Annotated in this window: 10 protein-coding genes; 7 read left to right on the top strand and 3 right to left on the bottom strand. The window is 35.7% G+C overall.

Annotated features, from left to right (window positions below; all coding sequences use genetic code 11):
* Together ABIQ28_RS06490 and ABIQ28_RS06485 are read left to right on the top strand one after the other, a co-directional pair.
* Nucleotides 1-1,444, top strand: a 1,444-nt coding sequence (locus tag ABIQ28_RS06490) for an ATP-binding protein (protein WP_348036063.1), incomplete at its 5' end; no start/stop codon positions are given.
* Nucleotides 1,444-2,307 carry a hypothetical protein gene (locus ABIQ28_RS06485; protein WP_348036062.1) on the top strand — a complete coding sequence of 288 codons (864 nt, stop codon included), beginning with the start codon at nt 1,444-1,446 and terminating at the stop codon, nt 2,305-2,307. The genes ABIQ28_RS06490 and ABIQ28_RS06485, both read left to right, overlap by 1 nt.
* Nucleotides 2,308-2,640: 333 nt before the next feature.
* On the opposite strand, the gene ABIQ28_RS06480 is transcribed toward ABIQ28_RS06485, so the two are convergent.
* The 3 genes from ABIQ28_RS06480 to ABIQ28_RS06470 are packed head-to-tail and all read right to left on the bottom strand — an operon-like array spanning nt 2,641 to nt 4,086.
* Nucleotides 2,641-3,567 carry a HipA domain-containing protein gene (locus ABIQ28_RS06480; protein ID WP_348036061.1) on the bottom strand — a complete coding sequence of 309 codons (927 nt, stop codon included), beginning with the start codon at nt 3,565-3,567 and terminating at the stop codon, nt 2,641-2,643.
* A complete protein-coding gene (locus ABIQ28_RS06475) occupies nt 3,560-3,874 on the bottom strand; it encodes a HipA N-terminal domain-containing protein (RefSeq protein WP_348036060.1) in 315 nt (104 codons plus the stop codon). The genes ABIQ28_RS06480 and ABIQ28_RS06475 overlap by 8 nt, the downstream gene beginning before the upstream one ends.
* A gap of 2 nt (nt 3,875-3,876) precedes the next feature.
* On the bottom strand, nt 3,877-4,086 hold the full coding sequence (locus ABIQ28_RS06470) for a type II toxin-antitoxin system Y4mF family antitoxin (RefSeq protein ID WP_348036059.1): 210 nt from the start codon (nt 4,084-4,086) through the stop codon (nt 3,877-3,879).
* A gap of 858 nt (nt 4,087-4,944) precedes the next feature.
* Between ABIQ28_RS06470 and ABIQ28_RS06465 the strand changes: the two genes are divergently transcribed.
* The 5 genes from ABIQ28_RS06465 to ABIQ28_RS06445 all read left to right on the top strand — a co-directional run.
* Complete coding sequence (locus ABIQ28_RS06465; protein WP_348036058.1) at nt 4,945-5,280, top strand: helix-turn-helix domain-containing protein; 336 nt, start codon at nt 4,945-4,947, stop codon at nt 5,278-5,280.
* Nucleotides 5,281-5,679: 399 nt separating this feature from the next.
* A complete protein-coding gene (locus ABIQ28_RS06460) occupies nt 5,680-6,276 on the top strand; it encodes a transposase (protein ID WP_348036057.1) in 597 nt (198 codons plus the stop codon).
* A gap of 464 nt (nt 6,277-6,740) precedes the next feature.
* Nucleotides 6,741-8,813 (top strand): lipocalin family protein, encoded by a 2,073-nt coding sequence (locus tag ABIQ28_RS06455; RefSeq protein WP_348036056.1) that lies wholly within the window; start codon nt 6,741-6,743, stop codon nt 8,811-8,813.
* 356 nt (nt 8,814-9,169) lie between these two features.
* Nucleotides 9,170-9,667, top strand: coding sequence for a helix-turn-helix domain-containing protein (locus ABIQ28_RS06450; protein ID WP_348036055.1), 498 nt, complete (start codon nt 9,170-9,172; stop codon nt 9,665-9,667).
* On the top strand, nt 9,667-10,304 hold a 638-nt coding region (locus ABIQ28_RS06445; protein WP_348036054.1), incomplete at its 3' end, for a nucleotidyl transferase AbiEii/AbiGii toxin family protein. The genes ABIQ28_RS06450 and ABIQ28_RS06445, both read left to right, overlap by 1 nt.

Genomic DNA, 10,304 nt, shown 5'->3' with positions numbered 1-10,304 from the left:
TCACAAAGAGCAATCCGACCTTCGCATTGAAGTACTCCGCAAAAATCAGATGGATGAATTGGAGGATAAAGGTGCAGACAGAAAACGATTGGAAGAAATTGATGGGAAATTGTCTACTATAATAAGTTCCTTGGAATTTATAGCACAAAATGAAAAAACGGTGATCGAATATCAAAAAGATAAACGAGAGTTATTTGACCTTCTTCCGCAATGGAAAACAGGTAAAATTACGCTAGAAAAACAACAACTTCATAGTGCTGACACCCAAAAGATTGAGCTTTCAAAGTCCCATCAAAAGCTAAGCCATCAAATAGAAAAGGTAAAATCGCTTGAGGATAAGTTTTCTGTTTTCGAAATTGATATTTCAGAATTTGAGAAATTCAAAAAATCCGAAGCATTTGCTGGTATGGAAGCCGTTTTGGAGGATGCTTCTGATAAAGAAGAACAGGATGTTTCAAAAAAGGCTTCGCTTCTTATTTCTGAAATTAATGACAAATACTATAAAGGAATTGGTAAGTTTCAAGAACTTCAGCGTTCCATTAATGGCTTTGTTGGCAACTTTAATGAAGCGAATGTGTTTCAATTTAAAGTACAATTTGGCAATGATGAAGATTATCTCAATTTCGCACTAAACCTCAAAGAATTCATCGAGGAAGATAAAATCCAAGAGTATCAGAAACGCGTGAACGAACGCTTTGGAACTATCATTAATCAAATAGGACGGGAGACCACGGAACTGACTTCTAAGGAAGCTGAAATTGAGAAAACAATCAAAAAAATCAATGATGATTTTTTACATAAAAACTTTGTGGAAGCCATAAAGGAAATGGAAATGCGTACGCAGAAAAGTTCCAATCCTATTGTATCCCTTCTTTTGGAAATAAAGGATTTCAATGAGGAGCACAGTCTGCAATTGGGACAGGTAAACCTTTTCAGCACTTCAGAATCGTCCTCAAAAAACCACCGCGCCGTGGAATTGGTCAAGCAATTAATAAAAGAACTTGAACGGGCCAAGACGTCCACTTTAACCTTATCTGAATCCTTTGATCTGCAATTCCGTATCGTTGAAAATGACAACGATTCCGGCTGGGTGGAGAAGCTTTCAAACGTTGGTAGTGAAGGAACGGATGTTTTGGTAAAAGCGATGATAAATATCCTACTTCTTAACGTATTTAAGGATAGTGCCTCGAGAAAAATAAAAGACTTTAAATTGCATTGCATGATGGATGAGATCGGGAGATTGCACCCCAATAATGTGAGGGGAATTTTAAAATTCGCCAACGAGCGAAATATCCTGCTCATCAATGGTTCTCCAACAAGTCAAAACGCAACGGATTATAAATACACCTATAAATTGGCTAAGGAACAATCGAAAAGCAATCCAAAAAGATATTTGACCAAGATAAATCGATTGATAAAAGTGAATACAAAAATTTCGAATTAATGAAGTTGACTCCCAAAATAGCACGGATCCTTTTAAGGCTTACTAAAGGTGAAACGCTACCGGCCAGTGCTGCCAAAAGCCCGCTGGTTAGCGAATTGATTGCTGAAAATATCCTCCTTCAGAAAGGGAAACACCGAAAAACCCTAACGCTCAGCAATCAAAAAGCGCTTTTGGTCTTTCTTTCTAACCAATTGCAAATCCATAATTTGGAGGATTATATTACTGCACTTGACAATGAGGAGTCCAGCCGTGCTGACTTTGTTAAGGTGGCAACCGACTCAAAAACGTCGAAGGAAAGAGCCTTTAAAGGTTTTTTGATCAATGCCTACGACCACATTAATGCCACTTTAAACGCCAAGGAATATCCTATTTCTCCCCATAATGGCAGTTTTGCATTTATCTATGATTATGAAAACTTCCGCATTCCGGAGGATATCACGATTGTAGGTGTGGAAAATGCTCGAAATTTTCGTCACATTCATGAACAGCGCTATCTCTTTAAAGATATCAACCCGTTATTTATTTCGCGCTATCCACAAAGTCAACACAAGGATGTGATTTCCTGGTTAAAAACAATTCCCAATCGGTATCTGCATTTTGGAGATTTTGATCTGGCGGGAATTGGAATTTATCTCAATGAATATAAGGTTCATCTTCAGGAACGATCCCAGTTTTTTATCCCTTCCAATATTGAGGAATTGATACACCAATTTGGCAATCGTCAACGGTATAACAACCAAGTCCAAAATTTTAATGTTGAAATTGCAAATGAACCGCTTCTTGACAATTTGCTAAAGATCATTGAAACGGAAAAGAAGGGTTTGGATCAGGAATATTTCATTCAAACATTAAAGAAGTTGTAATTTAAAAATATTTGCTCTCTAAGATATCATTGCAAGGGCCCCAAAAGACCGTGATTGCGCTGAGCGAAGCCAAAGTGCGAATATTTTAACGACATTACAGTGAGACGAAGTAAACACGGGGTATTCACGATTACAAAAATCGAAATAATAAGGAATGAGCAATCCCATAATCTTTAGAAAAAATACTTATAAAAACTTTTAGATAACAAATTGACGGCTCCAGAGGGTGGTTTATGGGCTATATAAACATTTGGTTCAACCAAACTCGTCAATGATGTACAAAACTCTGGAATATTCTGATGGGGGAGGGAAAACTGCATCGAGTAGAATAACTTATACAAACATCCTTATTCTAGTTTCCAATAGATTCAAATATTTCTCTTTCATATTCTCTGACAGAAAAGAGATTTCAATTAGTTCTTTCCATTTCGGAGTTGCTTGTTGCATTTGTTGCAGTATGTTAGCAATTGATTTTTCATTGAGTAGGAGTCTTTCTTTGGCATAATAGTCTATAAAGTCAGATGCTTTTAAATTACTTTTTTTCCCTTTCAATGTCAGTGCAATTTCTTCTTCTGGATTTTTAATTGCTATCGTAGAATTTAAGTAATCATATATAGGAGTAAGCGTTACTTTATCATTTTTGGTAATTAGGGAAAAGTTTTTCAAATGCATATCTTCATTTCCTGTAATATAACAAAAAAGAACTCTTTTGAAAAAATCGGCTTTTTCAATGGCGGGAAATGAACAATATTCGTCAAGTACGGGAATGAGTTTCTCCATTGTAAAACGGTATTTTGTGTCTCTTGAATTTCCTGTTAATTGAGCAAAATCTTCGGTTGCCAATTTCTTTCCTTTTCCGTAGCGATCAAAACGCTTAATGAAATAGGATAAACTTCCGTCTTTCCCATAAAGCATCCCGTGAAATGGCACGTTTAAACCAAATACTTTAGCCATTCGCATCGTGACATCTTCATTTTCTGGTAATTCTGGAAACAAATCATTTTGTGGCTTTATAATGTAGGTTCCAAATTGATCCACAATTTTAAATTCTTGATCAACTATTGAAATAGCCGCACTAAGCTTCGGTTGTATGCCTTGAATGGAAAGTTTTTTAGCTCTGTTGGCGGCTTCCTGACGAAGTTCGGCAGCAGTATATGGCAAATCATTTAAATGGGTGAGCTTAGGAGCTATCATTCGGAGTCCTTTTGCACTATATCTATCGGTACCACATAATTCATAAGTAATAGGACATCTATTCATTGTCAGCTAATTTAACCGTTACTGAGCCTACTAAATCATTTCCTGTAGCAATCAGTTGAGAGAAATAATCTTTTTTATCAATCTTACCAATACGTAATAACCCTTCTAACTGGACACCTTCAGGTAATAGACCTTCAAAAAAGGGAGGGAAGGATGTATAGCTGTATTTTTTGTGTCTTGTTGGCATGGTCAATGAAACCGGATCATCTTCATAATTTTGATCATATTCAAAACTATAGTGGTTAGCTGAGATCTCTGTTAAAATTCCAGCTCTTTTTCCGTGGACAAATACGATTGCTTTTCTCATAATTATTTAGTTAAAGGGCTTTTGAATTCTATCTTGATATTTAAAACTTGGAGTACTGCCAATAGATTATTGAAACGCACTGTTTCTTTATTTTTTTCAATATCAAAAACAGTCGTCTTTCCTATACCCGCTAAGTCGGCTAACTGAAGCTGTGTGAGATCTGCTTTTTTTCGGTGGTCTTTAATAAAGGCGCCTAAATCAAGATCATTCATTTTATACTGTTTTAACGGTAAAAATACACAATTTAATTATATCTGTATGTTGAAAGAGGGAAAACATTTAAATATTACTGTTAGGGCAGTAATTTTAGAGGTTTAGTCATCAAAACTTTACTGTTTTGAGAGTTAAACGCTTAATTACTGTGATGACGGTAAATAGTATGCATGTCTAAAAGATTTATACTAGTTCTGGATTTGGCATTTATGAAGGCCATTTCAAAACATACAATAAATATCTAAGTCCAGCCTATAGTTCTCTATCAAATCAATTAGAAAAAATCAATTTATAGTATTCTTCTATATCAGCTATTTCAGGAGTGGATAGTTGTTTGAATTCTTTTCTTTGGCGCGATTTGAGAGTGCGCCATTATTTTGTTCCAAGAATCTAACCAATAAAGCAACCATGTCATCTGGCATTTCGAATATATTATCCAAATACGACTTGAATTGTTCATTTTAAGTTTAATAAAAACAAATTGTACGTGGTTCTCATAATTGCTAATTAGAATGTTGTCGTGGAGTTACAGGTGTTTTTAAGTAAAAACAGGTAAAAAGATGGCATATTCTGTGAAAACGGGTATGAGGTTGGAATAATAGGTATAAAATCATTAAATATCGGAATAATAGGTAGAAATGAATATAGACAATATAAACCACTTTGGAAAAAGTTGACAATTGATTTTTTTTATCTTCACAATAAATTCCATCTCATGTCATTTTATTCAGTATTTCAAAATATAAAATCATCTAGTATTGCTGGGTTAAAGTTTAACAGATGCGACTAAGAGCTATAGGAGCCTATATTTGGTTGGATTTCGTAATGATATAAACAAATTTGTTTACATTTATAATATGAGTCCGTTAATCGAAAAATACAAAGGCATCCACCCTGGAATAATATTAGAGCGTTTACTTAGCCAAAAAGGAATTTCACAACGTCCTTTTGCGCTTTCTATTGGTGAGTATCCACAGACCATAAATGCAATTACTAAGGGCAGAAGGAAGCTTAATACAGCTCTAGCTTTGAAAATTGAAAAGAAATTAAACTTAGAAGAAGGATCTCTTGCGCTTCTGCAAACCTATTTTGACATTAAGGAAGAAAAAAGTAAGCTAAAACAAAATACTCCTGACTTAACGCTTTTAAGAAAGTCTTTATTTTGGGATGCAGATATGTCTAAAATTGATTGACAAAACCAAGGTGTTGAAATTTTAAAAGAGTAAATGAGCAAGGAAATGATATTGAAAAGGAAGAAATTAAACGTTTTCATAAAAATATCCTAAGCTAAAGCACAAGCGATAATAAAAGCGCTAAATAAGCTGCAGAGAGGGAAGTTGTGGTTTGATTAAAGATTAGAAGATACGTTATTTTTTGGCCTGTTGTCATTTGGTATTCAGGCGTTTAATTGTGAAATATCGTATAATAAAATGCTTCTTTTTTGCTGTGATAGGTTGGAATTTTTATGGAGGGGATTATGGGTAAAGGTATGATTTGGATATTTGTTGATGAAATGCGACAGCTCGCGAGCTGTCCGTACTTTGGGAAATATTTCATAATTTTCATTATTAAAATGGAGTATTGAGAATAGAATGAAAAACAGGAAAAGAAATCGATTGAAAGGTTATGATTACTCCAGAGATAATCTATATTTCGTCACGATTTGTGTGCAGCATATGGTTTGTTGTTTGGGAGAAGTTTTGAAGACTGCAGACCAGCCATCTAATAGAGATCCTGTTGAATTGGATACAGTAATAATCTCAAAGAAACATAACTTCACTGATGCCAACCCCATTGAATTAAATGCCAATCGACCCCATTATAAAATGGTATTGAATACTTATGGATTGATTGTTCACAATCAATTCAATTGGCTGGAGGAGCGCTATCCCTATGTGCTTGTGCATCATTTTGTGGTGATGCCAAATCATGTTCATGCTATTATTGAGATTGATCGTTTAAGGATGAGAGATGTTTTTCTGAACATTAAATCATTATCAAGCTTAATTGGAGCGTTTAAGACCACATCTTCCAAGATGATACATAATGCAGGTTTTTTGGATTTTGCATGGAAAAGATCATTTCATGATCATATTATTAAGCAACAGAGGGCTTATGATAATATCTCAAATTACATCGAATCCAATCCTCAAAAATGGCATGAGGACACTTTTTTTTCAAATGTTTAAAATAATTCCAATTGGGTTGGTTGAGGTTCTTTTGATACTTCCACTCTCCCCCAAAAGTTCATAATGTTTCCAAATTGTTTGTCTGTTATTCTAAGAACGCTGACCTTTCCAAAAGGCGGTAATAGTGGTTTGATCCGTTTTTCTACATTTTATAAGCTAAGTTTTTTAGAGCTTCCAAGTCTTTAAAATTGCATACCATTAGCATATATGGGTTTTGAAACCCTTAAAGAACACTTTCCAAATCAATTCAAAATCAAATAGGTAAAATTTATCCCAATTGGTCCTCTGTTACAAAAATTCGATTTTTTTTGAATTCCGGGAACCAATAGAAGGCAATAAATCCTCAACACACGATATTTCCAACGTAAATCATCGAGATGCCTATCAGTTTTTTATAATAGTTGTATTTTCAGGTGAGTACATGGGAAAAAATCCTACATTTATTAAAAAAATCACGAGTGCTTATGAAAACGAAAGTCTACCTCTTCCTGCTTGTTTTTAGTTGTATTTTCTGGTCTTGTGACAAAGATGATGATGCCTCAAGTTCAGTCTCCGATTTTTATAAAGGCGCCGCTACTTCTGCTTCCGCTGCCGATTTAAAAGGCGTTTGGGCGATATTCAATGTGGGGTTTCGAGGAAAAATGGCAGAGGTGCCCATCGTTTATCAAGAATGTGGACGAGATTTTCTGGTGTTTTCTGAGAATGGTATCTACTCGGAATACGCCTACCAACAAAGTGACTGTGCATATACCTTAAATAGCTTAGACTGGGTGTTGAACAAAGGCATTATTAGTTTGCATAACCAATTTGGTGACAGTGATGAACTGGTCATTACCAAATTAAATGCTAATGAGCTTGTGTTTAAATCAAAGTTTGATGTGGATGAAGATGGAACTTTGGATGTGGTAAGCTTGTATTTAAAACGCTATACGCCAAAGGAAATTGATATCATAACGCCTACTTTTAGAAAAAATCAAGATACCGCTTTTGAGAACCTTTTGAGTTTTACGTGGCAGCCTTATGAAGGCTTTAATGCTTTTGAGCGCTATGAGATTTACCGTAGCGCCGGCGACAATTGTAGCCTTGCAAATGCCGAACTTATTGCGAGCATTAGCGACGTCAACACCACTGAGTTTACCGATTTATTACCGCCCACTGAAGACCGATTGTGTTACTTTTTCAAGGTCTTTACAAATCGCGGACTATTGGGCCTGAGTTATGCCTATACCATCAACACGGATAACATACGGGCACAACCCGTGACGCTTTATAAGCCCGAAGTATTAAATGCTGCCATTCAATTCAATTGGCAGGCCAGCACGGATCCCTATTTTTCGCATTACGAATTGGCGTTTTCAAATTATGATGGAGGCACTGCCTCTGGACAACAGGTCAATTCGGTGGCTATCATCAAGGATCGGGAGCTTACGTCGTTTTTGGATGAGCATCCGCCTTACCTTGAAAATCCGTATTATGTGTTGTATGTACATAATATCTTCGGCAGCCGCACGACCTATTACAATTCGCAGGTTACTACCTATCATGAGGTAGCTTTTAAACGGCCGGAGATTATCAACATTTCTAAGGTACACTCCTATGCTATTGATGCTGAAAACGCCGTTGTTTATGTTTATGGAAGAGAGAGTGGCACCAGGAATACCATGAATATCCATCGTTTTAATTATAGAACCAATCAAACGGAAGCTATATCCAATTTGGCTCCACAGTACGATACGAGTATTCCCATCCAGTATATTGATTCTGGTTATGGTGGGGAAATTATTGTTGGGCAGGCGACGGGTTTAGCAGTTTATGATGCCACAACTTTAAAGTATAAATACAATTTAGATTTAAAGGGGAGGCGTGCGGCTGATTTTTCGTATTCACCCTTGGGATTTTGGATAGTTGTGGACAGCGATAAGATTTATACATATAGCCGAGATAATGCCAATTTGGATCTGGTGGATTCCAAGACGCATTTTCAAAAACATCAAGGCAATAACAGTTACCGGACTTTTGTCCTTAAAAATAATAAACTCTTGGTGGGCCACTATAATGAGCCTACGAGTTATCTCTTTACCTTGGCCAGCAATGGATCATTGACTCAAGAGGAAATCGTCTCTTTTCCAATTTTGGACAATTGGAAGGGTAAATCCCAATATAATGCGGCCGGAAACTACCTGATCAATTTCTCGGAGAATCGGCTCTATTCAACCACCAACTTTAGTTTAATGGAAAGTTTTGAGTCTCCATATTTTCCAACGGGAACGAGCAAGAATGGCGCCCTGATTTTTGGGTCCAACAATGATCCCAACTGGGAGATTAGATCCAATAGCATTCATGCTAAGGAAGCGGTCATCTATAATAGGCAGAGCCGCAATACCAGCACGGTTTCGACCATTGGCTACCCACAGGTCATTTTTGAAAATGCTTTTGGGGATATTATTTCCATTTCAAGCGGATTGAAAAAGGATAACATCGGTCAAAATATTAATAATAAAGCCGATCTTTTCTTAGAGGTCATTCAACGGCCGTAGGGTGAGGTGTTTATGGAGAAGTTCATAGACGGTTATGCGTTTTACTGGGATCCAAGTTTTGGGAAAGAATTCGATTGTTTACTAACAGGGAACTCACCTAATCATTGGACCTTAAGCTGAGCAACGACGCTAAAGTAAGGCCGGCAACGTTATAAGGTGATCACTTCTTTAGAAGCGGACTTCTGTATGCTTGTTTTTTCATCATGATCATGAAGGTCAAATATCTCTTGGATGATGTCTTCTTACATAAGCGTTTTCATAAGCTTTATAATTAAATATCTAAAGATCAGGGAAAATGAGCAGTAAATTGGGGAGGGTTTCGTAATAGTATAAACAAAATTGTTTACATTTGTAGTATGAGTAGATTAATTGAAAAATACAAAGGTATCCATCCTGGAATAATATTGGAACGCTTACTTAACCAAAAGGGGATTTCACAACGTCCTTTTGCCCTTTCTATTGGTGAGTATCCACAGACCATAAATGCAATTACTAAGGGCAGAAGGAAGCTTAATACGGCTTTGGCTTTGAAAATTGAAAAGAAACTAAACTTAGAAGAAGGATCTCTTGCGCTTTTACAAACCTATTTTGACATTAAGGAAGAAAAAAGTAAAGTAAAACAGAATACCCCAGACTTAACTCTTCTAAGAAAATCTTTATTTTGGGATACGGATATGTCTAAAATAGATTGGCAACAACAAAGCATAGCAGTTATTAAACGTGTATTTGAACGTGGTAATGCTATTGAAAAAGAAGAGATTAAACGCTTCTATAAAAGTGCTAAGATTGAAGAAGCGCTTGCACATGGAATTAGTGAGCCATACACTATTTATAAAAATAAAGAAAACGAATAATGCTTCACTATAGTACTGTAAACGATCTATTGAAAAATAGTTTACTGAAATTAATGAAATCCGATGTGTTTAATGATTTTAGACTCGTAGGAGGTACAGCACTCAGTTTGCAAATTGGTCATAGAGAATCGATAGATATTGATCTGTTTAGTGATTCAGAATATGGCACATTGGATTTTGATGCCATTGAAAACCATCTAACAGAAAACTTTCAATATGTAGATTTTTTAAATATAATCCCAGGAATGGGGAAAAGTTATTTTATTGGAGAAAATAAGGAAAATGCCATAAAGCTCGATTTATATTATACAGACACTTTTATTCAACCTTATATTGAAGTTGATGGGATAAGAATGGCAACTATTGAGGAAATTATAGCAATGAAAGTAGATGTTGTGCAACGAGGAGGAAGAAAAAAAGACTTTTGGGATTTACATGATCTACTTCCATCTTATGATATCAGCCAAATGTTAGATTTACACAAGCAAAGATATCCTTATTCCCACGACGGAGATTTAATTATCCATAATTTTACATCTTTTGAACAAGCAGATGAAGATTTTAATCCTATCTGTTTTAAAGGGAAATATTGGGAATTTATAAAGGAGGATTTTGAAGGGATTATTCTGAAGTATAA

Source organism: Gelidibacter sp., assembly GCF_039916245.1.
Classification (GTDB): domain Bacteria; phylum Bacteroidota; class Bacteroidia; order Flavobacteriales; family Flavobacteriaceae; genus Gelidibacter.
Note: the sequence above shows the minus strand (reverse complement) of the source record. Positions and strands in the feature narration are given on the sequence as shown.